Raw genomic sequence first — 22,934 nt, 5'->3', positions numbered from 1 at the left:
AAGGGGCCCGAAGGCCCCTGTTCTCTGGTCGCCGCCGGGAGCGCCCCGGCCAGCATCAAGCGGCAGCAGCCAGCGTCGATTCGCTCGTGTACGCACGCACCAGGCGCAGCAGTTCCTCTTCCGAGTACGGCTTGCCGAGGTAGTGGTTCACGCCCAGCGTGCGCGCGTATTCGCGGTGCTTCTCGGCGATGCGCGAAGTGATCATGATGATCGGCAGGCCGGCCATCGAATCGTCGGCGCGGATGTTGCGGGCCAGGTCGAAGCCGTCCATGCGCGGCATCTCGATGTCCGACAGCACCACCGCCGGGCGCTCCTGCTGCAGCCGTTCGAGCGCCTGCAGGCCATCGGCCGCGAGCGACACGCGATAGCCTTCGCGCTGCAGCAGGCGCTGCGTGACGCGGCGCACGGTGATGGAGTCGTCCACCACCAGCACCAGCGGGACCTGCGGTGCCACCGGAGCCAGCGTCGGCAGCGGCTGCTGCGGCGCGCCGTGTTCGGCCGCGGCGCCGTGCGCCGGCGCTGCCAGCGCGGCGGCCTGGCGCTCGCGCGCCTGTTCGCCATGCACCGAGGCCAGCGCCACCGGGTTGTAGATCAGCGCCACCGCCCCCGACGCCAGCACCGAGATGCCGGCCAAGCCGGGCAGCCGCGCGAGCTGCGGGCCGAGGTTCTTGACCACGACTTCCTGGTTGCCCAGCACTTCGTCCACGTGCAGGGCCACGCGCTGTGCCGCGCTTCGCACGACCACGATCGTGTTGTTCCTGGCCACCGCGTGTTCGCTGCGGGTCGAGGCCTGCAGCAGCGCACCGGCCCAGTAGAACGGCACCTGCTCGCTGCCGAACGGATGGCTGTTGTGCAGGTAGGCCGCCTCGAGGTCGGTGCCGCCCACGCGCTGCACCAGCTCCACCAGGTTCGACGGCACGCCGATCGACACTTCGCCTGCGCGCAGCATCACCACGTGCGTCACGGCGGTGGTCAGCGGCAGCACCAGCTTGAAGGTGGTGCCCTGGCCGGGGTTGCTGTGCGTTTCGATGCGGCCGCCGAGCGCCGCGATCTGCGCGCGCACCACGTCCATGCCGATGCCGCGGCCGGCCAGTTCGGAGACCTGCCCCGCCGTCGAGAAGCCAGGCTTGAAGATCAGCTCGGTGGCTTCCTCGGCCGACAGCTCCTTGTCGTGTTCGAGCAGGCCGAGGGCGCGGGCGCGCTCTGCGATGCGCTTGTTGTCGAGGCCGGCGCCGTCGTCGCGGAAGCTCACCGAGACGTCGTTGCCTTCGTGGTGCAGGTCGATGACGATCAGGCCGCTGGCGTCCTTGCCGGCCTTCTCGCGCACCGCCGCACTCTCGATGCCGTGCGCCACGCAGTTGCGCAGCAGGTGCTCGAAGGCGGGCGTCATGCGGTCAAGCACGCCGCGGTCCATTTCGATGGAGCCGCCGACGATGTCCAGGCGCACCTGCTTGCCGGTGTCCTTCGAGGCCTGGCGCACCACGCGGTAGAGGCGGTCGGAGATGCCCTCGAACTCCACCATTCGCGTGCGCAGCAGGCCGCGCTGCAGTTCGCGCGTCTGGCGCGCCTGCACGCTGAGATCGTCTTCCGTGGCCTGCACCGTCTTCTGCAGCGTGCGCTGCACGGTGGCCACGTCGTTCACCGACTCGGCCATCATGCGCGTGAGTTCCTGCACGCGGGTGAAGCGGTCGAACTCGAGCGGGTCGAAGCTCTGCTGCGAGTCCTTGGCCTGCGCCAGTCGGGACTGCATCTGGCTTTCGGCCTGCACCTCGATGTCGCGCAGTTGCTGGCGCAGGCGGTCCAGGTTGCCCGTCAGGTCGGACAGCGAGCCGCGCAGCTGGCCCAGCTCGGCCTCCAGGCGCGAACGCGTGATGATGACCTCGCCGGTCTGCGCGACCAGGCGGTCGAGCAGCTGGGTGCGGATGCGCACGGCCTGGCCCGTTGCGGCGCGCAGCGGCGTGAGCAGCGCGGGCGCGGGGCGCGGCTGCAGCGTCGCGGGGACGCCAGGCTGGTCTTCGAGGCTCGCCACGGGAGCGGCGATTTCGTCGTTCGCGGGCACGCCGGCTTCGGCCGCAACCTGCGGCGGCGGGGCGGCAGGCGCGGTCGCAGTGGCCGCGGCCACGATCTGGGCCAGCTCGACCTGCGTGGCGTCGTCGGCCGCGCGCAATGCGTCGAAGGTGGCCTGCAGGGTGTCGAGGCGCGCCAGCAGCTTTTCGATGTCGGCGCGTGCCGCTCCCTGGGAGCCCAGGATTTCGATCTCGGACTCCATGCGGTGCGCGCGCTCGCCCAGGCGCATGGCGCCGGCCAGCCGTGCGCTGCCCTTGAGCGTGTGCAGCGTGCGCAGCACCGAGGCGCGCGGGGCACCATCGTCTGGGTGATGCGCCCACTGGCGCAGCGCCTCGCCGAGCTGCGGCAGCAGTTCGGCCGCCTCTTCCTCGAAGATCGGGAACAGGTCGACGTCGACCGCGTCGGCCAGGTCGATGGCGTCTTCGGAATCGTCCAGCGCCACGTCGGCGACGGATTCGGCAACCACCACCTGATGCAGCGGCCGGGCCTCGGCACGCATGGCGAGTTCGGTCGGCATCGGCGAATTGGCGATGTCGCGCAGCGCCTGCAGCGTGCCTTCGGCCGGGTCGCGCAGGAAGCCGACGGCGAACTGGTGCAGCAGGCGGCGCAGTTCGTCGGCCGCGGCCACCAGCACCATGCCCTGCTCCCGCGTGCCGCTGCCCAGCATCTGCAGGTGCTGCAGCGCGGCTTCGAGCAGGCGGGCCATGCCCGACAGGCTGTGGAAGCCGACCGTGGCCGAGCTGCCGGCCAGCGAGTGGGCCAGCGCAACGGTCGAGTCGGGCAGGCGTTCGTGCGATTCGAGCGCCCATTCGCCGACGTCGGTGGCGAGCTGGCGCGACCATTCATCGGCCTCGTTGAGGTAGACGTTGTAGAGCTGGATGCCGATGCGCAGCGGGCCGATGACCTTGACCTGGTCTTCGGCGCTCGCAGCCGCGGCTGCGATGTCTTCCGCGGCTTCTTCCTGCGGTTCGGCAGACACGACAGGCGTGGCTGCCGCGGCAACGGGCTCGGGCGCTTCGTCGGCGACCAGGATCTGGGCTTCGGCAGGCGCCACCGGCGCCTCGAAAATGGGCGCGATCACCTCGGCAACCGCCGGGGCGGGCAGTTCGGGTTCGGGTTCCGGTTCCGGTTCGGCGACCGATTGCAGCTCGGGCTCGGCGACCGGTTCTTCCTCATGCGGCGGCAGCGCCGCGGCTTCGATGACTTCCGGCTCGGCGGCGGCCTGCAYGGGCAGCGGCGCGGGTTCCCAATCGAGATCGGGCAGGCCGGCGGTGGTCGGCACGGTGGCTTCGACCGCTTCGACGACTTCGATCACGGGCTCGGCTTCCGCCAGCTTCGGCTCGGTGGCCACGGGCGTCTTCGCGGGCAAGAGGAAATCGAACTCCTCGCCGCTCGGCAGGGCTGTCAGCGCCGCGGGCTCGGTGGTCTGCTTCGACTCGAAGTCGATGAAATCGGTCGACGCGAAATCGTCGTCGGTCTCGGGCGCGGCGGGCGCAGTGGGCTCCTGCCACGCCACGGTTTCGAGCGGCGCTTCGGGCGCCGCAGCGGGTGCGGGCGCAGGTACTTCCGGGGCCAGCGACAGATCGGGCAGATCCGGCAGCTGCAGCGGCGGCAGCTCCGCCGCCACCGGCGCCGGAACCTCGAGAAGGGGGGCGGGCGCGGTCACAGGCTCTTCGGCTGCGATGTGGCGCGCGGCGACCGCCAGGGCCTCGGCGTCGGCCATGCGCACCGGCGGGGGCACGGGCTCGCCAGCCAGCAGCGCGTTGGCCACGCGGCTGAACTGCGTGGACTGCCAGCCGTGCGCAGAACCCGAAGCGATGGCTTCGACCCATTGGCCGAATTCCTTCAGCGTGCGCTCGGTGCCCGACAGCAGTTCCGGCGTGGCGGGGCGCTGGTCGGCCAGCCAGGTGTTGAGCACCTGTTCGAGCGACCAGGCGGCATCGCCGAAGTCGGTGAGGCCGACCATGCGCGAGCTGCCCTTGAGCGTGTGGAAGGCGCGCCGCAGGATCGTGAGTTCTTCGGTGTCGTCCGGGTAGCCGGCGAGTTCTGCGATGGCGGCCAGGCCGTTCTCCACCACTTCGCGGGCTTCGTCGAGGAAGATGTTCTGCAGGTCGTCTTCTTCGAGCTCGGTGACTTCGGTGTCGGGCAGCGCGCTCGGGCCGGTGATCTTGTTCGTCCAGCTGTCGGCCTTGTTGCTGAATTCCTCGATCGGCGAGACCTTGGCCTTGCGGTTGGGCGTGGCCAGTGCGGCGAGCTTCGAGGCGATCTGGGCGTCGACTTCCTCGATGCTGAGCACGGCTACGGCGGCCGGAGCCTGGCTCGGGGCGGCAGCGTCGGCCGTGCTGTCGGTGGCCTGGCGGCCCATCAGCGGCTTGAGTTCGCCAGCATCGGCGTCGAACACGAACAGGCGCTTGGCCAGCGCGGGCTGGTAGCCCAGCATGTCGATCAGGAAGCCGAGCGCGCCGAGGTTGTTGCCCAGCGCGTCGAAGCCGGCCATTTCCTCGGCCGGCGAGGTGCTGACGAGCATCGCCTCGACGTCGTCGCGCATGCGCTGCACGGTGAGCGCGGCCTGGTCGAGGCCGAGCACGGAGAACACGCCGCGCATCTGCAGGAGCTGCGTCGGGACGGTGCGCAGCAGGCCTTTTTCGGCCGGGCGGCGGAAATACTGGTCGAGCGATTTCTCGAGCTCGCTCAGGTGGCTGCGCAGCTCGTCGACCACGGTGCCCATGGTCTGGCGGTCGCTCACGCGGCGGTAGAGGTCTTCCATCCACGGCTCGAGCGGCTCGGAATGGCCGCCCGCGCGCACGCGTTCGATGCGCCCCGCCAGCTGCAGCGTGCGGGCCGTGAGCTGCGGATCGCTCGGGTCGAGGTCTTCGAGCGCGGCTTCCAGGTACAGCACCGAGGTGGCGACTTCCATCGCGAGTTCGGTACCGGGCGCCTGGCCTGTGCGCACGGAGGCTTCGACCGCGTGGGTCAGGGCCAGCACCATCGGCAGGCTCGGCGGATGCAGCTTCTGCAGCGATTCGCCGAGCTGCGCGAAGGTGTCGGCCACCTGGCGCGTGCGGGTGATGTCGCCGCCCGAGAGCGCCGACCACATTTCCTTTGCGGTCTCGATGCGCTTGCGGGCTTGTTGCAGCACCAGCGGATCGAAGCGGCCGAACTGCTCGACGGTGTAGTCGACGCGCGGCTCGCTGGCGATGCCCCAGGCGTTGCGCACGGTGCGCAGCGTGGCGGCGTCGTCGCTGCCGGTGGGCACGGCCTGAGCGCAGAAGAACAGCAGGTCCTGGCCGAGGCGGTCGGACACCAGGCTGTCGCCGCGCGCGAGGGTGGCGTATTGCAGCAGCACGCGCGAGGCGGCGCGCTTGACGTAGGCGTCGGGCGCGATCAGGCCGGTGGCAAGGGCTTCGAAGAAGCCGGCGGCCAGGGTCCAGAAGCTGGCGACGCGGGGCAGCAGCGCGCCGCGTCCGAGCCCCAGGCACAGCGCATGCAGCCGGCGCGCGGCGTGCACGTCGCCGGTCTTGACCAGCTGCAGCACTTCGCGGTCGAGCCGCGAGCGCACGGCCGGGTCGTAGGCCACGGCGGCCTGCGTGAGGGCAGGCTTGATCTCGACCCAGCGCCACGCGGTGCTCCACAGGTCGGCGGGGTGCACGCGCTCGTTGCCGACCAGTTCCAGCACGTCGCGGTACTGGGGAAACAGCGCCACCGACGACACGGGCTTGCCAGCCAGCAAGGCGTTCAGGAAGTCGACGACGGCGAAGCCGGCACGCTCGATCTTGAGCACTGCGGCGTCGGTGCAGCGCTGCGGTTCGGCAATGAAGCCCTGTACCGCGAACTCGATGGCGCCAAGCACCAGAGCGGGCGAGGAATGCCCCACCATCTGAAGGGCGCCAACGGCCTGGTGCAGTTGCTGGCGGGCCATCTGCAGCGGGCCGCTCTCGGGCTCGGCCGCAGCAGCGTCCACGTCGCGCACGAAGCGCCGCAGCGACTTGCCTACACCGTCAAGGGATTTCTGGATTTCTCCCAGCACCCAGGCCAGCGGCCCGAGGTCTTCGGTGGCCGGCATGTTGCCGGCGGGGGGGGCCGTGGCAGGGGTTTGAATCGACACGTTGGGTGCTCGCCGTTCTTATCTATCGGGGTCAGGCAATCTTGAAACGGGCCACCGAACGGCGCAGTTCTTCGGCCATCTGCGACAGCTCGCGCACCTGCTGGGCGGTGGTGCGCGTGCCTTCGCCGGTCTGTTCCGTCACGGCAAAAATGTGCTGGATGTTCGCGGCCACCACGTTGGCCGAATCGGCTTCGCGGGAGGCGGATTGCGAAATCTGCTCAATGAGGTCGGCAAGACGGCGCGACACGCGGTCGATCTCGGACAGCGCGGTACCCGCGTTGTCGGACAGCTTGGCCCCTTCGACCACACCCTGCGTGGAACGCTCCATGGCGCCCACCGCATCCTGCGTGTCGGTCTGAATCGCCTTCACCAGCGCCGAGATCTGGCGCGTGGCGTCTGCGGAGCGTTCGGCCAGTCGCTGAACTTCTTCCGCCACCACCGAGAAGCCTCGGCCGGCTTCACCGGCGGATGCGGCCTGGATGGCAGCGTTCAGCGCCAGCACGTTCGTCTGTTCGGTAATGTCCGAGATCAGCTCGGTGATTTCGCCAATCTCCTGCGACGACTCGCCCAGGCGCTTGATCCGCTTGGAGGTTTCCTGGATCTGGTCGCGGATGGAATTCATACCGCCGATGGCATTCTGCACGGCCTGCAGGCCCGAGGATGCGGCTTGCAGCGACTGGCGCGCCACCGTGGCGGACTCTTGCGCCTGCGTGGACACGCCGTTGATTCGCTCGGCCATGGTCAGCACCGACTGGCCGGTTTCGCGAATTTCGCGCAGCTGTTCGGTCGAGGCGGCCAGCAGTTCGGTCGAGGTGCTTTCCACCTGCGACGTCGTCTGCGCCACGCGGGTCGCCGTGTTCTGCACGTTGCCCACCAGCAAGCGCAGTTCTTCCACCGTGTAGTTCACCGAGTCGGCGATGGCGCCGGTGATGTCCTCGGTCACGGTGGCTTCCTGCGTCAGGTCGCCTTCGGCCACTGTCTGCAGTTCGTTCATCAGGCGAAGAATGGCGGCCTGGTTGGCGTTGTTGATGCGGCCCACCTCTTCGGAGGACTGCTCGGCGGCCAGGCGTTCGCGCTCGGCGTTGGCGGCGCGTTCGCGGCCTTCGCGCACCTGCACGAAACCGATGGCACCGGCGAGGGCCAGGGCGGCCAGCGACAGCACGAACAGCAGCACGATCGTTCCGGCGCCGAGGCCGGTGCGTGCGGAGAGCTTGTCCTGCAGGTCGCCGAGCGATTTACGCAGCGGCTCGCTGTCGGTCAGGATCGAAGCCTGCGCTTCGCGTGCCGCCACCAGGCCCTGCAGGTTGCCCAGAATCGCGGAAGCCTGCGTGCGCATCTGCTCGTAGGTCTTCAGGATGGCTTCGAGCTGCTGGCGCGTCTGCGGGTCTTTCGAGCCGGGGAAGCGCTGCTGTGCATTGCCGTCGAGCAGGCCGCGGGTGGTTTCCTGGAAGGTGTTCAGGTCCTTGCCGAGCAGGAACACGGCGTCGGGGTTCACACCCTCGACCGTGAAGAACTCGTTGGTCGACTTGCCGATGCGCTGCGTCAGCATCACCAGCTGGCCGGCGGCCGAGATCTCGGGCAGCGTGGCGTTCTGCTGCATCTTCAGCGACGCGACGGTTTCCGTCATTTCGAGCAGCGTGGACGACTGCTGGTTGATGTCGCGCAAGGCGGCTCCCACCTGCGTCAGGATCTGGCGCTGGGCCAGCACGGCCTTGGCGCTGGCATCGGCACGGGTGACGAGGGGATTGATCTTGTTCATCTCCTCGTCGTACTGGTTGCCCACTCGCTCCAGGTGCAACGAGTCGTCGCCGTTGGTCAGACCCGCGACGCGGCGCGAGAGGTCGTCGGCGCTGTCCTTCACTTCGACGAACGCCGAGGCGCTGCCGACGAGGGCCTGCGAGATCGACTTGGCAAGGCGCTGCGACTGCATCAGCGACTGGCCGGTGGCAGCCACCTGCTGCGCCAGGCGGTCCGCGCGAAGAATGGCGGAACCGGCCACCAGCAACAGCAACAGCACCGCGACCGCCAGCATGATGGCCAGGATACGCTGCTGCCGCGCCGGATTGGAGCCCGCGCGGCCGTCGATGGTGTCGGGCACCGCTTCGGCAACCGCAGCGCCCGGCTCGTTGGCGGCGTCGCCGCCGCCGCCCGGCAGGTCGAGGTCGCTGAAGCCGGTGTCCGCGGGCGCGGCCCCCTTCTTGGCGATACGCACGGTTTTCTCGTCCGGGACCTGGACGGTGTCTACGTCGTCGATAGACAACGTGGAACCGGAGCCATCGACGCGGGCCTTGTCGTTCCCGTTGGTCACGGGCAGTAATTTCTTGAACTTGTCGGCGATCGAGCTCACGGTCGGTCCTTCAGATAGTTTCCGGTACGGCGTGCGGGGGCACTACGCACCAATGCTCAAAAACTGGGGTTGCTGGGAAAGCGCCTGCAGGTTGACTTCCTGCCAGCGCTCTCCCGCCGCGTCGGTAAACAGATGCCCATGCCAGGCAGGTGCTTCTGCGCCAGGAGGTTCGGAGGCCGTGAAGGCCTCCGCACCCCGCAACCCCGCCAGTCGATCGACCAGCAAAGCGCAGTTGACTTCGAGCAGCTCGTTGAAAGCAACGAGCCGCGACTGGATGCGGGCCGCCTCGGTGGCGGCCAGCGCGCCCGGAACGCCGGTGGCGAATGCCGACAGCTGCACGACGCCATAGAGGCCGCCGCGCAGGTTGGCAACGCCGAGGAACCACGCCTGCGTGTAGGGCACAGGCTGTGGCGGCGTCCAGGGAAAGATTTCGCCGGCGTGTCCCAGCGGGAAGAGGTATTTGCCCTCGCCCGCCTCGACCGCCAGCCACGTGGCGGCCACGCCCGTCGTGCGAGCCGCCTGCAGGCGGCTCGCCAGCCGGGACTGGAAGGCTCTCAGAGCGTCGCGATTCGCCATGGGCTCAGCAGACTTCCGCTCAGGCCAACGCGCTGATCTTGGACATCAGGTCGGTCGCGTTGACCGGCTTCACGATGTAGTCGCGTGCGCCCTGGCGCATGCCCCAGACGCGATCGGTTTCCTGGTTCTTGCTGGTGCACAGGATGATCGGGATGGCTGCGTACTTCGGGTCGCGGGCGATGGCGCGCGTGAGCTGGAAGCCGTTCTGGCCGGGCATCACGACGTCCATGAGGATCAGGTCGGGCTGCTCTTCCTCCAGGCGGCGCATGGCGTCGTCGGCGTTTTCGGCCGTCTTCACGGCAAAGCCGTTCTTCTGGAGGAGGTCGGTCAGGAACATCAGTTCCGTCTTGGAGTCGTCGACGACGAGGATTTTTCGAATGGGCATTACTGCGCTTCCTGTTGAACGATGCCAAACTGCTGCACGGCCTGCAGCAGCTGGTCTTTGGTGAAAGGCTTGGTCAGGTAGTCTTGCGAACCGACCATGCGGCCGCGGGCCTTGTCGAATACACCGTCTTTCGAGGACAGCATGACGACCGGAACGTTGGAGAAATTGGCGTTGCGCTTGATGATGGCGCAGGTCTGGTAGCCGTCGAGCCGCGGCATCAGGATGTCGCAGAAAATCAGATGCGGCTTGTGGTCATTGACCTTCGAGAGCGCGTCGAAGCCGTCCTCCGCGAGAAGAACCTCATGCCCACCCTGCTTCAAAAAAATCTCGGCACTGCGCCGGATGGTGTTGCTGTCGTCGATGACAAGCACCTTGTAACCTGATCCATTCGGGCCCATTGCAAATGCTCCTGCTCATGAGACTTGGAAGCCCGCCGCGCCGAACACCGACGCAGACCGCGTAGCTCTATCTATGCCATGCTTTCAGATTTCAACCATTTCGAAGTCTTCCTTGCGCGCACCGCACTCAGGACAGGTCCAGTTCATCGGCACATCGGCCCAGGCCGTGCCTGCCGCGATGCCGTCTTCCGGTACACCCACTGCTTCGTCATAGATCCACCCACAAATCAGGCACATCCAAGTTTTCGTATTCATCGGAGCTTAAAGTCCTTGTTCATTAAATGCAACGAGTGTATCTATGCGTATCTCACTGACGGACGGTAAACGTCGCGCCTATGCCACCATCCAGGGGATTCCGCCCGGCTTATGACCATCTACTTACATTCCGCAGACAACACCCGCAAACCGGGCGATCTTAACGACCCCTCGCAGGACGACGAATCGGTCGCCGAACACGACCTGAATCCCCCCTGCGTGCTGGTGTTCAATGCCAGCGATCCCAGCGGGGCGGGCGGACTGGGCGCCGACGCCCTCGCCATGGCGTCGGTGGGCGCACACATCCTGCCCGTTGTCACAGGGGCCTACGCCAGGGACACGGCCGAGATTTTCGACCACTTTCCCTTCGATGAAGAGGCCATCGCCGAGCAGGCGCGCGCCATCCTGGAGGACGTGGAAGTCCAGCTGATCAAGGTGGGCTTTGCCGGCACCACCGAGGCCCTGAGCACCATCGCCGAGACCGCCGCCGACTATCCCGAGGTGCCCGTGGTGGCCTACATGCCCAACCTTTCGTGGTGGGACGAGAACCTGATCGAGCCTTATCTGGACGCTTTTCGGGAACTTGTTTTGCCGCAAACCACAGTGTTGGTAGGAAACCACAGTACGCTGTGGCGCTGGCTGCTTCCGGACTGGAACGGGGAGCGTCCGCCCACTGCGCGCGACATTGCCAAGGCCGCCGGCGAGTTCGGCGTGCCCTATACGCTCGTGACCGGCCTGATGCTGCCCGAGCAGTTCATCGACAACGTGCTGGCCTCCCCGCAGTCGGTGCTCGCCAGCGAAAAATACGAGCGGCTCGAGGCCGTCTTCGCCGGCGCCGGCGACACCCTGTCGGCCGCGCTGGCCGCCCTGCTCGCCAGCGGCACCGACCTCGTGGCCGCAACCAGCGAAGCGCTGGCCTACATGGACCGATGCCTCGACGCGGGCTTCCGCCCCGGCATGGGCCATGTGCTGCCCGACCGCCTGTTCTGGGCCGAGCCCGAGGACGACGATGACGATGAAGACCCGGGCGCCGAACCGGACTTCGCCCTCCCACCCCACGACACCCGGCACTGACATGTTGCTCGCCCCCAGGCAGCCCGCACTTCGTGTCGGTTCGCCTACCCCCTACCGGGGGCGTGCCGGCCGCTTCGGGCGGCCGTGCGCGGCGGCCCTCCACTGAATAACCACCCACTTGCCTCCGATGCCCAACACTGACCGCAACAACACCCTCTTCGAGCGCGCCCGCGCCGTGATCCCCGGAGGCGTGAACTCGCCCGTGCGCGCCTTCAAGGCCGTGGGCGGCACGCCCCGCTTCATCCAGCGCGCGCATGGCGCCTATTTCTGGGACGCCAACGACAAGCGCTACATCGACTACATCGGCTCCTGGGGTCCGATGATCCTGGGCCACGGCCACCCCGCCGTGGTCGAGGCGGTGCAGAAGGCCGTGCTCGAAGGCTTCTCGTACGGCGCGCCGACCGAGCGCGAGATCGAGCTGGCCGAAGCCATCCTCGCGCTGGTGCCGTCGATGGAAATGGTGCGGCTCGTGAGCTCGGGCACCGAGGCCGCCATGAGCGCGCTGCGCCTCGCGCGCGGCGCCACCGGCCGCAAGAGCATCGTCAAGTTCGAAGGCTGCTACCACGGCCATGCCGATGCACTGCTGGTGAAGGCCGGCTCCGGCCTCGCCACCTTCGGCAACCCGACCTCCGCCGGCGTGCCGCCCGAGGTGGTGCAGCACACCATCGTGCTCGAGTACAACAACCTGCAGCAGCTGGAAGAAGCCTTCTCGCTGCACGGCAACGACATCGCCTGCCTGATGATCGAGGCCATCGCAGGCAACATGAACTTCGTGCGCGCGACACCCGAGTTCGCCCGGCGCTGCCGCGAGCTGTGCACCCAGCACGGCGCACTGCTGATATTCGATGAAGTGATGACCGGCTTCCGCGTGGGCCTGCACGGCGCACAGGGCGTGCTCGGCATCAAGCCCGACCTCACGGTGCTCGGCAAGGTCATCGGCGGCGGCATGCCGCTCGCGGCCTTCGGCGGTCCGCGCGCGATCATGGAGCAGCTCGCGCCGCTGGGCCCGGTCTACCAGGCAGGCACGCTGTCGGGCAATCCGGTGGCCACGGCCTGCGGCCTTGCAACGCTGAAGGAGATCGCCAGGCCCGGCTTCTATGAAGCGCTCGGCAAGAAGACACGCTCGCTGGTCGACGGCCTGAAGGCCGCAGCCGCGGCCGAAGGCCAGCCCTTCAATGCCGACAGCGAAGGCGGCATGTTCGGCTTCTTCCTCATGAAGGACCTGCCGCAAAACTATGCCACCGTGATGACCACCGACAACGCCAAATTCAATGCGCTGTTCCACGGCCTGCTCGACCGCGGCGTGTACATCGCGCCGGCACTCTACGAAGCGGGCTTCGTGAGCGCGGCCCACACCGACGACGACATCGCCGCCACCGTCGAGGCCGCGCAGGACATCTTCAGGAAGCGCTGAGGCCGCGCGAATCGCGGCGCGGTGTCACGAATTTCGTGATTGCGCCGGGTATATTGCGCCGGCACTTGGCGAAGGCGGCTTCACGGGTTGCGGCACCAGGGATCCCAAGAAAAGTGCGCCTGCCATCGAAGCGGCCCTGCACGTACAGACACCGAAGACGTTCCGGCCCATGATCCCCTTGCGCACGCTGCCGATGCTGGCGGCCCTTCTTCTTCCGGCACTCGCGTGCGCACAGGACGCCTTCGAGCCGAAGAACATCTGGGTCAACCCCGGCTTCTACTCGGCACACTTCGACCGCAGCAAGGGGCTGGAGAACGTCAACCAGGGCCTCGGCGTCGAGTACCCGCTGAACGACACGTACCGCATCACGGCGGGCACCTTCCACAACAGCGACCGCAGGCAATCGAACTACCTCGGACTGTACGTGCTGCCCTTCGAGTTCTACGGCGTGAAGTTCGGCGCCGTGGTCGGCGGCTTCGACGGCTACCCCAACTACCGCAACAGCAACTGGTTCCCGGCCATCCTTCCGGTGGCCGCCATCGAAGGCAGGCACTGGGGCTTGAACATCGCCTACGTGCCGACGATCAAGAACCGGCTGTACGGCGCGCTCACCTTGCAGCTGAAATACCGGTTCGGGGAATGAGCTCGCCCCCAGGCTGCGCGCACTTCGTGTCGCTTCGCCACCCCCCTACCGGGGGCAACACCAGCGGCCCGGCAAAGCCGGTTCCGCGGTAGCCCTTGGCTCGCCCCCAGGCCGCGCGCACTTCGTGTCGCTTCGCCAACCCCCTACCGGGGGCAACACCAGCGGCCCGGCAAAGCCGGTTCCGCGGTGTTCTGGAAGGGAGCGTCGTCAGTGGCGGAAATGCCGTACGCCCGACAGCACCATCACCACGCCGCGCTCGTCGGCAGCGTCGATCACTTCCTGGTCGCGCATCGAACCGCCCGGCTGGATGACGCAGCTCGCGCCCGCATCGACCACCACGTCGAGGCCGTCGCGGAACGGGAAGAAGGCGTCACTCGCCACGGCCGTGTCCTTCAGCGACAGGCCGGCGTGCTCGGCCTTGATGCTGGCGATGCGCGCCGAATCGAGGCGGCTCATCTGGCCCGCGCCCACGCCCATGGTCATGCCGTTGGCGCAGAACACGATCGCGTTGCTCTTGACGTACTTCGCGACCTTCCAGGCGAACAGCAGGTCCTGCAGCTGCTGCGGCGTGGGCTGCTTCTTGCTGACCACCTTGAGGTCGCTGACGGCCAGCTCGTGGTTGTCGGCGGTCTGGATCAGCAGGCCCGAGCCGACGCGCTTCACGTCCATGGCGTTGCGGCCGTTGTCCCAGTCGGTGGCGCCGCCACGGGAGCCAGGCGACCCTGCGGTCGCGGGCAGCGCGATCTCGAGCACGCGCACGTTGAGCTTGGCCTTGGTGGCCTGGAACACTTCGAGCGCCTCCGGCGTGTAGCCCGGCGCCATCAGCACTTCGACGAACTGCTTGGCGATTTCCTGTGCGGTCGCGCCGTCCACAGGGCGGTTGAAGGCGATGATGCCGCCGAAGGCCGAGGTCGGGTCGGTCTTGAAGGCCTTGCCGTAAGCCTCGGCAGCGTCCTTGCCGATGGCGACGCCGCACGGGTTGGCGTGCTTCACGATCACGCAGGCGGGCACGTCGAAGCTCTTCACGCATTCCCACGCCGCATCGGCGTCGGCGATGTTGTTGTAGCTGAGCTCCTTGCCCTGCAGCTGCTTGGCCGACACGAGCGAACCGGGCGCCGGGTACAGGTCGCGGTAGAACGCAGCCTGCTGGTGCGGGTTCTCGCCGTAGCGCAGGTCCTGCACCTTCACGAAGCGGCCGTTGCTTTGCGCGGGGAACAGCGAGCGCTTGGGCGCGGGCTGGCCGATGCTGGCGTCGAAGTCGATGGCCGAGAGGTAGTCGCTGATGGCGCCGTCGTAGTCGGCGATGCGGTTGAACGCGGCCACCGAAAACGCGAACTTGGTCTTGTCGCTGAGCTTGCCGTCGGCCTTCAACTCGGCGAGTGCCACGGCGTATTGCGATGCGTCGGTCAGCACGCCCACGTCCTTCCAGTTCTTTGCCGCGCTGCGCACCATGGCCGGGCCGCCGATGTCGATGTTCTCGATCGCGTCTTCGAGCGTGCAGCCGGGCTTGGCCACCGTGGCTTCGAACGGGTACAGGTTGACCACCAGCAGGTCGATGGTGTCGATGCCGTGTTCCTTGATGGCCGCCACGTGCGCGGGCAGGTCGCGGCGCGCGAGCAGGCCGCCGTGGATCTTCGGGTGCAGCGTCTTCACGCGGCCGTCGAGCATTTCGGGGAAGCCGGTGTGGTCGGCGACTTCGGTGACGGGCAGGCCGGCATCGGCCAGCAGCTTGGCGGTGCCGCCGGTGGACAGCAGCTTGATGCCCAGCGCATGCAGCGCCTGGGCGAATTCGAGGATGCCGGTTTTGTCGGAAACGGAGATGAGTGCGGTCTGGGCCATGGGATATGCCGTGGAGTTATTTCAAAAGTTTGTGTTCGACCAGCTTCTTGCGAAGCGTGTTGCGATTCAGGCCCAGCCATTGCGCGGCTTTGGATTGGTTGCCTTCCGCGCGCGTCATGACGACGTCGAGCAGGGGTTTCTCGACCACGCGCACGAGCATTTCGTACATGCCGTCGGGCTCGGTGCCGCGCAGGTCGCGAAAGTAGCTGTCCAGACTGGTGCGTACGCAGTCCTCGATATGTTTCTTGCTCATTGCTTCTTCTCTTTTTCTCAATCGACGGCGCAAGCCGCCTCCTCTTCACCCGACGACGCCTCTTCGTCCGCCAGGTGCTGCACGGGCATGCGGTCCATGCGGTCCGCCAGCCCGTCGAAATAGCCGCCGACCGCGCGCAGCTGCTCGGCACAGTCCTCGATGGTGTTCATGCGTGCGCGGAACGCTTCGCCGTCGGGCAGCGTGCGCACATACCAGCCGATGTGCTTTCGCGCCGTGCGCACACCGCTGTAGTCGCCGTACAGCGCATAGTGCTCCACCAGGTGGTCGAGCAGCAAGCGGCGCACTTCGGCCACCAGCGGCGGCGCGCGGTGCGTACCGGTCTCCAGGAAATGCGCGATCTCGCGGAAGATCCACGGCCGGCCCTGCGCGGCGCGGCCGATCATCACCGCGTCGGCGCCGGTGGCCGCAAGCACGTCGCGCGCCTTCTCCGGCGAACGAATGTCGCCGTTGGCCACCACCGGCACGCGCACCGCGGCCTTTACCGCCGCGATGGTGTCGTACTCGGCAAAGCCCTTGTAGCCCTGCTCGCGCGTGCGGCCGTGCACCGTGAGCATCTGCACGCCGGCCGATTCGAAATCGCGCGCGAGCTTCACCGCGTTGCGGTGCTCTTCGCTCCAACCGGTGCGCATCTTGAGCGTGACCGGCACGTTGAAAGGCTGCGCGGCATCGACCACGGCCTGCACGATTTCAAGCGCCAGCGGTTCGTCGCGCATCAGCGCCGACCCGGCCCACTTGTTGCAGACCTTCTTGGCCGGGCAGCCCATGTTGATGTCGATGATCTGCGCGCCGCGCTCGATGTTGTAGACCGTGGCCTCGGCCATCATGGCCGCGTCGGTGCCGGCGATCTGCACCGCGATGGGGCCCGGTTCGCCGTCGTGGTTCGCACGGCGCGATGTCTTGAGCGTGCCCCAGAGTTCCTTGCGCGACGTGACCATCTCGCTGACCGCGTAGCCAGCGCCGAGTTGGCGGCACAGCATGCGGAAGGGCCGGTCCGTCACGCCGGCCATGGGCGCGACGAACAGGCGGTTTTCCAGCGTGTGGGTGCCGATCTGCAAGGTCATTTGGAAGGGGAGCGGTGCGCGTTCGGCTGCTGAAAAATGAGGCACGATTGTAGCCACGCCGCATTTCAGCGACTGAAACGATTTGCGGTCCGGGTACCCGTGTAAACACCGGTGCGATCCGGGGCTTTCTCCCACGGAATTGCGAGGTGAGCACTGCCTATACTTCGCCCACCTTATGCAAGCGTGGCTCGACTCCCTCATGGCGCTGCTGGCGCTGCCGCAATACGGCCTGTCGACCCTGTTCGTCGCGGCCTTCGTCTCGGCCACGCTGCTGCCGGTGGGCTCCGAGCCCTTTCTCTTCGGGCTGCTCAAGCTCAACCCCGACATGTTCTGGCCGGCCATCGCGGTGGCCACCATCGGCAACACGCTGGGGGGCGCGGTCGACTGGTGGATGGGCTACGGCGCGCACAAGGTGGCCGACAAATACTCGCACTCGAAACACCATGTGCGGGTTCTGGGCTGGCTGGAGCGGCTCGGCCCGAAGGCCTGCCTGCTCAGCTGGCTGCCGCTGGTGGGAGATCCGCTGTGCGCGGTGGCGGGCTGGCTCAAGCTGCCGTTCTGGCCTTGCGTGGCCTACATGGCGATCGGGAAATTCCTGCGCTACATCACCATGACGGTGGCGCTGCTGCAGGTCTTCTGATCAGTTCAACAAAGCGTAGGGGCCGCCGCGCTCGAGTGCGCGCTTGTACGCGGGACGCGCGTGGATGCGCTCCAGGTACGACATCAGCTTCGGCCGCTTCGCATCGAGCCCGCCGCGCGCCTGCGAAGCTTCGACCACGAAGCTCATCTGGATGTCGGCGCCTGTGAAGGCATCGCCCGCGAACCACTCGCTCTTGCCGAGTTCGGCCTCCATGTAGTTCAGGTGATTCGCGATGTTCGGGTTGATGAACGCCGACTTCGCCTTTGCCGCGATGGCCTTGGCGATGGGCTTCGCGAAGAAGGGCATCTTGCTCGTCTCGATGCGGTCGAACACCAGCTTCAGCAGCAGCGGCGACATCGCCGTGCCTTCGGCGAAATGCAGCCAGTAGCGATAGCGCAGCGCCTCGGGCGAACCCACCGCGGGCGCGAGGCGGCCGTTGCCATGGCGCTCGATGAGCGTCTCGATGATCGCGCCCGACTCCGCAAGCGTGAGCCCGTCCTGCGTCGTGACGACCGGGGACTTGCCCAGCGGATGGACAGCCCGCAGCGAAGCAGGCGCCAGACTGGTTTGCGGATCGCGCTGGTAGTGGACGATCTCGTAGGGCAGCTCGAGTTCTTCGAGCAGCCAGAGCACGCGCTGCGAGCGAGAGTTGTTGAGGTGGTGGACGGTGAGCATGGAGGCGGGCCTTGTCAGGAGGAATCGAGCGATTCGGGCGCGCGGAGTCTACCCAACAACATGCAAAACCCGCGAACCGCGTTTTCGCGAGACACCGAGGAACCGGCTCGGCCGGGCCTCAGGTGTCGCCCCCGGTAGGGGGAAGGCGAAGCGACACGAAGTGCGCGCAGCCTGGGGGCGAGCCCTATTACGAACTGAACAGGAAGTTCATCACGTCGCCATCCTTCACGACGTATTCCTTGCCTTCCGACCGCATCTTCCCCGCGTCCTTCGCGCCCTGCTCGCCCTTGAAGGCGATGTAGTCCTCGAACGCGATGGTCTGGGCGCGGATGTAGCCCTTCTCGAAGTCGCCGTGGATCACGCCTGCGGCCTGCGGGCCGGTGTCGCCGATGTGGATGGTCCAGGCGCGCACTTCCTTCACGCCGGCGGTGAAGTAGGTCTGCAGGCCCAGCAGCTTGAAGGCGGCGCGAATCAGGCGGTTCAGGCCGGGCTCTTCCTGGCCGATCTCGGCGAGGAACATCTTCTTGTCTTCGTCATCCATCTCGGCCAGGTCGGCTTCGATCTTGGCGCAGATGGCGACCACGGGCGCGCCCTGCTTGGCGGCGTATTCGCGCAGGCGATCGAGGTAGGGGTTGTTCTCGAAGCCGTCTTCCGCCACGTTGCCGACGAACATCGCGGGCTTGGCGGTGATCAGCGTGAAGCTCTTCACCAGCGGCTGCTCTTCCTTCGTGAACTCGAGCGCGCGCACCGGCGTGTTCTCGTTCAGCGCGGCCTGGCAGCGCTCGAGCAGGCCGACGAGCTTCTGCGCGTCCTTGTCGCCCGAACGGGCCACCTTGGTGTGGCGGTGCAGCGCCTTCTCGACCGTGGCGAGGTCGGCCAGGCAGAGTTCGGTCTGGATCACTTCGATGTCGGAGATCGGGTCGACCTTGCCGGCCACGTGGATCACGTTCTCGTCGTCGAAGCAGCGCACCACGTTGACGGTGGCGTCGGTCTCGCGGATGTGCGCCAGGAACTTGTTGCCCAGGCCTTCGCCCGTGCTGGCACCGGCCACCAGGCCAGCGATGTCGACGAACTCGACGATGGCGGGCACGATGCGCTCGGGCTTGACGATCTCGCTCAGTTGCGCAAGCCGCGGATCGGGCACTTCCACCACGCCCACGTTGGGCTCGATGGTGCAGAACGGATAGTTCTCGGCCGCGATGCCGGCCTTGGTCAGCGCATTGAAAAGGGTGGATTTACCGACGTTGGGCAGGCCGACGATGCCGCATTGCAAACTCATGGGGGGTCCTCTTGGGTAACCGCCAATTTTAGGCGAGCGGGATTGCAGGCCGGTCCGGGCAGGGCTTCACCCCCTCCTTCCCTACCCAAAAACATCAGGGTTAGCCCCGATTAGCAAACGTTTGCGCAAACGTTTCCCTCGGCTAACATCGGAGCCCCCGGCAAAGACCGGCGTACCGCTCTGATCAACCATCCCAGGAGACATTCCCATGAAGTTCACCCGCCGTACCCTGCAAAGCGCTGCCGCCCTCATGCTGCTGGGCGCCATTGCCGGAACCCCCGCCTTCGCACAGGACAAGCCCAAGGTCGCGTTGGTCATGAAGTCGCTGGCCAACGAGTTCTTCCGCACCATGGAAGACGGCGCCAAGGCGCACCAGAAGGCCCATGCCTCCGAATACACGCTGGTGGCCAACGGCATCAAGGACGAGACCGACACCGCCGCCCAGATCAAGATGGTCGAGCAGATGGTGGCGCAGAAGATCAACGCGCTGGTGATCGCCCCGGCCGATTCGAAGGCGCTGGTACCGGTGATCAAGGCCGCCATCGACAAGGGCATCCTGGTGGTCAACATCGATAACCAGCTCGACGCGGCCGCGCTCAAGGAAAAGGGCATCCAGGTGCCGTTCGTCGGCCCCGACAACCGCGCCGGCGCCAAGCTGGTGGGCGATGCGCTCGCCAAGGAGCTGAAGGCCGGCGACAAGGTCGGCATCATCGAAGGCGTGTCGACCACCTTCAATGCACAGCAGCGCACGCTGGGCTATCAAGATGCCATGAAGGCTGCCGGCGCAACGGTGGTGGGCGTGCAGTCGGGCCAGTGGGAAATCGACAAGGGCAACACGGTGGCCGCCGGCATGATGCGCGAGCACCCCGACCTGAAGGCCCTGCTCGCCGGCAACGACAGCATGGCGCTGGGTGCCGTGGCTGCGGTCAAGGCCGCGGGCAAGACCGGCAAGGTGCTGGTGGTGGGCTACGACAACATCGGCGCCATCAAGCCGATGCTCAAGGACGGCCGCGTGCTCGCCACCGCCGACCAGTTCGCCGCCAAGCAGGCCGTGTTCGGCATCGAGACCGCGCTGAAGGCCATCGCCGACAAGAAGAAGCAGTCGGAGATGCCCGCCGAAGTGAAGACCGACGTGGTGCTGGTCACGAAATAATGCTCGCCCCCAGGCTTCGCGCACTTCGTGTCGCGCGCGCCTTCCCCCTACCGGGGGCAACACCAACGGCCCGGCGAAGCCGGTTCCGTGGTGTTTCTGGAATGAATGAATGAGGTTGCCCATCGATGGCTGACAACGATCGAAGTACGCCAGTGCTCTCGCTGAGCGCCATGGGCAAGGACTATGCGGCGCCGGTGCTGGACGACGTCTCGCTCGTGCTCAACCCCGGCGAAGTGCTGGCCCTCACGGGCGAGAACGGTGCCGGCAAGAGCACGCTGTCGAAGATCGTCTGCGGCCTGGTGCAGCCCACGCGCGGCCAGATGCTGCTCGACGGCAAGCCCTTTGCGCCCACCTCGCGCCGCGACGCCGAGCGGCTGGGCGTGCGCATGGTCATGCAGGAGCTCGGGCTCGTCACCACGCTGTCGGTGGCCGAGAACCTGCTGCTCGACCGGCTGCCCAACAAGACCGGCTGGATCCGCCGCGGCAAGCTGCACGAGCTGGCCGCGCAGCAGCTGGCCAAGATCGGCATGCAGAACATCGACCCGGCCACGCCCGTGGCGCGGCTGGGCATCGGCCAGCAGCAGATGGTCGAGATCGCGCGCAACCTGCAGGACGACACGCGCGTGCTGGTGCTCGACGAGCCCACCGCCATGCTCACGCCGCGCGAAACCGCGCACCTGTTCGAGCAGATCGACCTGCTGAAGGCGCGCGGCGTGGCCATCGTCTACGTGTCGCACCGCCTCGAAGAGCTGCAGCGCATCGCCGACCGCGTGGCGGTGCTGCGCGACGGCCGGCTGGTCGACGTGCGCGCCATGGCCGGCGTGCGCGAATCCGAACTGGTGCAGCGCATGGTGGGCCGCGCGGTGCACGAACATGAAGGCCGCGACCGCCGCGTGGCGGGCCCGGTGCTGCTGAGCGCGCGCGGCATCGGCCGGGCGCAGGTCGTGCGCGACGTCGACATCGACCTGCGCGCGGGCGAAGTCATGGGCCTGGCCGGCCTCGTCGGCTCGGGCCGGACCGAACTGGTGCGCCTGCTGTTCGGCGCCGACCGCGCGGACCGCGGCGAGATCTCCCTTTATGAAAACGGCCAGCCCACGCAGCACGCGCACAAGGGCTGGCGCTCGCCGATGCAGGCCATCCGCGCCGGCATCGGGCTGGTCACCGAAGACCGCAAGTCGCAAGGATTGCTGCTGCCGCAGTCGATCCGCGTCAATGCCACGCTGAGCGATCTCGGCGCCATCTCCCATGCCGGCTGGCTGCAGCGCGCCAAGGAGCGCGGCATTGCGCAGCGGCTGGTGGAGCTGCTGCGTGTCCGCTCGCGCAGCATCGAACAACCGGTCGCCACGCTCAGCGGCGGTAACCAGCAGAAGGTGGTGTTCGCGCGCTGGCTGCACCGCGAATGCAAGGTGCTGCTGCTCGACGAACCCACGCGCGGCGTGGACGTGGGCGCGCGCGCCGACCTGTACGCCGAACTCGACCGCATGACCGACGCCGGCAAGGCGCTGCTGATGGTGTCGAGCGACCTGCGCGAACTGATGGCCATGTGCGACCGCATCGGCGTGATGAGCGCCGGCCGGCTGGTCGCGGTGTTCGAGCGCGGCGCGTGGACCGAACAATCGCTGCTGGCCGCCGCATTCAGCGACGCGACAGGACGCGCCGCCAGCCCGCCGACGGTATCTCCCGTTTCCGATTCGACCCCGGTCACCGCCGACACACCATGAACGCCGAAGCCTCCACCAAACAAAACCCGCCGGCCTCGCCCTCCGCACTCAAAGGCCAGCTCGGCACCTACCTCGGCCTGACGGTCGTGCTCGTGGGCATGATCGCGCTGTTCGGAACGCTCAGCGAATACTTCCTGACGCGCGAGACCTTCGTCTCCATCGCGAATGAAATCCCCGCCCTGGCCGTGATGGCCGTCGGCATGACCTTCGTGCTGATCATCGCGGGCATCGACCTGTCCGTCGGCTCCGTGCTGGCGCTGAGCGCCGCGGTCACGGCGGCCGCCATCCTCGAATGGAAGCTCTCGGTGCCGCTGGCCGCCGTGCTCGGCCTCGCGACAGGGCTCGTCTGCGGCACGGTCACCGGCGCGGTGTCGGTCGCCTGGCGGCTGCCGAGCTTCATCGTCTCGCTGGGCATGCTCGAAGCGGTGCGCGGCGGCGCCTACCTCGTGACCGATTCGCGCACGCAGTACGTGGGCGACGCCATCTCGGGCCTGGCCGCGCCGTGGATCGGCGGCATCTCGGCCGCCTTCGTGCTCGCGGTGGTGCTGGTGGTCATCGCGCAGATGGTGCTCACGCGCACGGTGTTCGGACGCCACGTGGTGGGCATCGGCACCAACGAAGAAGCAATGCGCCTGGCAGGCGTGGACCCACGCCCCATCCGCATCATCGTGTTCGCCGCCACCGGCCTGCTGGCCGGGCTCGCGGGCCTGATGCAGTCGGCCCGGCTCGAAGCGGCCGACCCCAACGCCGGCGTCGGCATCGAGCTGCAGGTGATTGCGGCCGTGGTCATCGGCGGCACCAGCCTCATGGGCGGGCGCGGCTCGGTGATCAACACCTTCTTCGGCGTGCTGATCATCGCGGTGCTCGAAGCCGGCTTGGCGCAGGTGGGCGCCAGCGAGCCGAGCAAACGCATCATCACCGGCGCGGTGATCGTGGTGGCCGTCATCATCGACACGCTGCGCCAGCGCCGTGCCGACCGCCGCCTGGCCTGACGACAGCATCCCGCCCCACCAGGAACAGGAAAAGCC

The 22,934-nt window shown here is 67.4% G+C and carries 18 protein-coding genes; 7 read left to right on the top strand and 11 right to left on the bottom strand.

Annotation, left to right across the window (positions count from 1 at the left end; all coding sequences use genetic code 11):
• Positions 1–55: 55 nt before the first annotated feature.
• From AC1DFC_RS13725 to AC1DFC_RS13700, 6 genes are all read right to left on the bottom strand, one after another.
• Positions 56–6,172 carry a hybrid sensor histidine kinase/response regulator gene (locus AC1DFC_RS13725; protein ID WP_478179405.1) on the bottom strand — a complete coding sequence of 2,039 codons (6,117 nt, stop codon included), beginning with the start codon at positions 6,170–6,172 and terminating at the stop codon, positions 56–58.
• Between the two features lie 31 nt (positions 6,173–6,203).
• Positions 6,204–8,519 (bottom strand): methyl-accepting chemotaxis protein, encoded by a 2,316-nt coding sequence (locus AC1DFC_RS13720; RefSeq protein ID WP_007838406.1) that lies wholly within the window; start codon positions 8,517–8,519, stop codon positions 6,204–6,206.
• Between the two features lie 42 nt (positions 8,520–8,561).
• Positions 8,562–9,095 carry a chemotaxis protein CheW gene (locus AC1DFC_RS13715; RefSeq protein ID WP_007838404.1) on the bottom strand — a complete coding sequence of 178 codons (534 nt, stop codon included), beginning with the start codon at positions 9,093–9,095 and terminating at the stop codon, positions 8,562–8,564.
• A 19-nt stretch (positions 9,096–9,114) separates the two neighbouring features.
• Positions 9,115–9,480 (bottom strand): response regulator, encoded by a 366-nt coding sequence (locus AC1DFC_RS13710; protein WP_007838401.1) that lies wholly within the window; start codon positions 9,478–9,480, stop codon positions 9,115–9,117.
• Complete coding sequence (locus tag AC1DFC_RS13705; RefSeq protein ID WP_007838399.1) at positions 9,480–9,878, bottom strand: response regulator; 399 nt, start codon at positions 9,876–9,878, stop codon at positions 9,480–9,482. The genes AC1DFC_RS13710 and AC1DFC_RS13705 overlap by 1 nt, the downstream gene beginning before the upstream one ends.
• Before the next feature lie 84 nt (positions 9,879–9,962).
• Entirely contained in the window at positions 9,963–10,133 is a 171-nt protein-coding gene (locus tag AC1DFC_RS13700) for a rubredoxin (RefSeq protein ID WP_007838397.1), read from the bottom strand.
• 111 nt (positions 10,134–10,244) lie between these two features.
• Between AC1DFC_RS13700 and thiD the strand changes: the two genes are divergently transcribed.
• The 3 genes from thiD to AC1DFC_RS13685 all read left to right on the top strand — a co-directional run bounded on the left by thiD (position 10,245) and on the right by AC1DFC_RS13685 (position 13,264).
• A complete protein-coding gene (gene thiD, locus AC1DFC_RS13695) occupies positions 10,245–11,207 on the top strand; it encodes a bifunctional hydroxymethylpyrimidine kinase/phosphomethylpyrimidine kinase (protein ID WP_007838396.1) in 963 nt (320 codons plus the stop codon).
• Between the two features lie 127 nt (positions 11,208–11,334).
• Positions 11,335–12,621 (top strand): glutamate-1-semialdehyde 2,1-aminomutase, encoded by a 1,287-nt coding sequence (gene hemL / locus AC1DFC_RS13690; RefSeq protein WP_007838394.1) that lies wholly within the window; start codon positions 11,335–11,337, stop codon positions 12,619–12,621.
• Positions 12,622–12,790: 169 nt separating this feature from the next.
• Positions 12,791–13,264 carry a hypothetical protein gene (locus tag AC1DFC_RS13685; RefSeq protein WP_007838392.1) on the top strand — a complete coding sequence of 158 codons (474 nt, stop codon included), beginning with the start codon at positions 12,791–12,793 and terminating at the stop codon, positions 13,262–13,264.
• 207 nt (positions 13,265–13,471) lie between these two features.
• Here AC1DFC_RS13685 and purH read toward each other — a convergent pair whose 3' ends face one another.
• The 3 genes from purH to dusB are packed head-to-tail and all read right to left on the bottom strand — an operon-like array spanning position 13,472 to position 16,438.
• Positions 13,472–15,103, bottom strand: a complete 1,632-nt coding sequence (gene purH, locus AC1DFC_RS13680; RefSeq protein WP_478179404.1) for a bifunctional phosphoribosylaminoimidazolecarboxamide formyltransferase/IMP cyclohydrolase — start codon at positions 15,101–15,103, stop codon at positions 13,472–13,474.
• Positions 15,104–15,119: 16 nt separating this feature from the next.
• Positions 15,120–15,356, bottom strand: a complete 237-nt coding sequence (locus AC1DFC_RS13675) for a Fis family transcriptional regulator (RefSeq protein WP_007838304.1) — start codon at positions 15,354–15,356, stop codon at positions 15,120–15,122.
• Between the two features lie 17 nt (positions 15,357–15,373).
• Positions 15,374–16,438: a tRNA dihydrouridine synthase DusB gene (dusB, locus tag AC1DFC_RS13670; RefSeq protein WP_056595435.1), complete on the bottom strand. Its 1,065-nt coding sequence runs from the start codon at positions 16,436–16,438 to the stop codon at positions 15,374–15,376.
• A 175-nt stretch (positions 16,439–16,613) separates the two neighbouring features.
• Here dusB and AC1DFC_RS13665 point away from each other — a divergent pair, with 175 nt between their 5' ends.
• Positions 16,614–17,078, top strand: coding sequence for a YqaA family protein (locus AC1DFC_RS13665; protein WP_007838306.1), 465 nt, complete (start codon positions 16,614–16,616; stop codon positions 17,076–17,078).
• Here the strand turns inward: AC1DFC_RS13665 and AC1DFC_RS13660 are convergent, their stop codons facing one another.
• Together AC1DFC_RS13660 and ychF are read right to left on the bottom strand one after the other, a co-directional pair.
• Positions 17,079–17,753, bottom strand: coding sequence for a glutathione S-transferase (locus AC1DFC_RS13660; RefSeq protein ID WP_007838308.1), 675 nt, complete (start codon positions 17,751–17,753; stop codon positions 17,079–17,081).
• Between the two features lie 187 nt (positions 17,754–17,940).
• Positions 17,941–19,032 (bottom strand): redox-regulated ATPase YchF, encoded by a 1,092-nt coding sequence (gene ychF, locus AC1DFC_RS13655; protein WP_007838310.1) that lies wholly within the window; start codon positions 19,030–19,032, stop codon positions 17,941–17,943.
• Between the two features lie 208 nt (positions 19,033–19,240).
• Here ychF and AC1DFC_RS13650 point away from each other — a divergent pair, with 208 nt between their 5' ends.
• The 3 genes from AC1DFC_RS13650 (at position 19,241) to AC1DFC_RS13640 (ending at position 22,898) form a co-directional block, all read left to right on the top strand.
• Positions 19,241–20,185: a sugar ABC transporter substrate-binding protein gene (locus tag AC1DFC_RS13650; protein ID WP_007838312.1), complete on the top strand. Its 945-nt coding sequence runs from the start codon at positions 19,241–19,243 to the stop codon at positions 20,183–20,185.
• A 125-nt stretch (positions 20,186–20,310) separates the two neighbouring features.
• Positions 20,311–21,906 (top strand): sugar ABC transporter ATP-binding protein, encoded by a 1,596-nt coding sequence (locus tag AC1DFC_RS13645; RefSeq protein ID WP_413332459.1) that lies wholly within the window; start codon positions 20,311–20,313, stop codon positions 21,904–21,906.
• Positions 21,903–22,898, top strand: coding sequence for an ABC transporter permease (locus AC1DFC_RS13640; RefSeq protein WP_007828919.1), 996 nt, complete (start codon positions 21,903–21,905; stop codon positions 22,896–22,898). Before AC1DFC_RS13645 ends, AC1DFC_RS13640 begins: the two co-directional genes overlap by 4 nt.
• Positions 22,899–22,934: the final 36 nt, after the last annotated feature.

The sequence above is a fragment of the Variovorax sp. 10L421 genome (assembly GCF_056395365.1).
The sequence above is the reverse complement of the archived record's forward strand: the minus strand, read 5'-3'. Positions and strand labels throughout refer to the sequence as shown.

Bases quoted from the DNA above. Each gene is read 5' to 3' on its own strand.
- AC1DFC_RS13645 (WP_413332459.1), top strand. From the start codon at position 20,311: ATGGCTGACAACGATCGAAGTACGCCAGTGCTCTCGCTGAGCGCCATG.
- AC1DFC_RS13700 (WP_007838397.1), bottom strand. From the start codon at position 10,133: ATGAATACGAAAACTTGGATGTGCCTGATTTGTGGGTGGATCTATGAC.
- hemL (WP_007838394.1), top strand. From the start codon at position 11,335: ATGCCCAACACTGACCGCAACAACACCCTCTTCGAGCGCGCCCGCGCC.
- AC1DFC_RS13665 (WP_007838306.1), top strand. From the start codon at position 16,614: ATGCAAGCGTGGCTCGACTCCCTCATGGCGCTGCTGGCGCTGCCGCAA.
- AC1DFC_RS13705 (WP_007838399.1), bottom strand. From the start codon at position 9,878: ATGGGCCCGAATGGATCAGGTTACAAGGTGCTTGTCATCGACGACAGC.
- thiD (WP_007838396.1), top strand. From the start codon at position 10,245: ATGACCATCTACTTACATTCCGCAGACAACACCCGCAAACCGGGCGAT.
- AC1DFC_RS13715 (WP_007838404.1), bottom strand. From the start codon at position 9,095: ATGGCGAATCGCGACGCTCTGAGAGCCTTCCAGTCCCGGCTGGCGAGC.
- dusB (WP_056595435.1), bottom strand. From the start codon at position 16,438: ATGACCTTGCAGATCGGCACCCACACGCTGGAAAACCGCCTGTTCGTC.
- AC1DFC_RS13660 (WP_007838308.1), bottom strand. From the start codon at position 17,753: ATGCTCACCGTCCACCACCTCAACAACTCTCGCTCGCAGCGCGTGCTC.
- purH (WP_478179404.1), bottom strand. From the start codon at position 15,103: ATGGCCCAGACCGCACTCATCTCCGTTTCCGACAAAACCGGCATCCTC.
- AC1DFC_RS13685 (WP_007838392.1), top strand. From the start codon at position 12,791: ATGATCCCCTTGCGCACGCTGCCGATGCTGGCGGCCCTTCTTCTTCCG.
- ychF (WP_007838310.1), bottom strand. From the start codon at position 19,032: ATGAGTTTGCAATGCGGCATCGTCGGCCTGCCCAACGTCGGTAAATCC.
- AC1DFC_RS13710 (WP_007838401.1), bottom strand. From the start codon at position 9,480: ATGCCCATTCGAAAAATCCTCGTCGTCGACGACTCCAAGACGGAACTG.
- AC1DFC_RS13675 (WP_007838304.1), bottom strand. From the start codon at position 15,356: ATGAGCAAGAAACATATCGAGGACTGCGTACGCACCAGTCTGGACAGC.
- AC1DFC_RS13650 (WP_007838312.1), top strand. From the start codon at position 19,241: ATGAAGTTCACCCGCCGTACCCTGCAAAGCGCTGCCGCCCTCATGCTG.
- AC1DFC_RS13640 (WP_007828919.1), top strand. From the start codon at position 21,903: ATGAACGCCGAAGCCTCCACCAAACAAAACCCGCCGGCCTCGCCCTCC.